Origin of the sequence: Streptococcus pseudopneumoniae, from assembly GCF_001072665.1 — a bacterium.
Lineage (GTDB): Bacteria > Bacillota > Bacilli > Lactobacillales > Streptococcaceae > Streptococcus > Streptococcus pseudopneumoniae_S.
This window is the reverse complement of the sequence record NZ_JVJI01000075.1, coordinates 1-294: the sequence shown is the minus strand read 5'-3', so window position 1 is coordinate 294 and position 294 is coordinate 1. Positions and strand designations below refer to the sequence as shown.

At 31.6% G+C, this 294-nt stretch carries 1 protein-coding gene; it reads left to right on the top strand.

The annotated features are described in order from the left end of the window. The coding region (locus ADH52_RS04565; protein ID WP_049510367.1) for a TipC family immunity protein at window positions 1-294 on the top strand (294 nt) is incomplete at both ends.

Sequence of the window (294 nt, the reverse complement as noted above, 5' to 3'; positions counted from 1 at the left end):
TTTGCATACACCCCTTCAGGGAAGTATCAAACTCATCCTGAAGGTTATAAAGACATAAGTATTGGATTTAACTTTGGTTCAGGTATTAAAGGAATGACGATTCTTTTTGAAAAAAGGATTAATTCGGATATTACCCTATGGTATTCGGCTCACTATAATATAAAAAAGAAAGTCCTTCAAAAGGAGATTGCGATTTTTGAAGAACCAAGGCAACCAGGTCAATATCTAGAGGATGAAGAAAAAATAAGAGAATATCTCAGAAAATATAATATTTCTAAAGAAGAATTAGAGAAA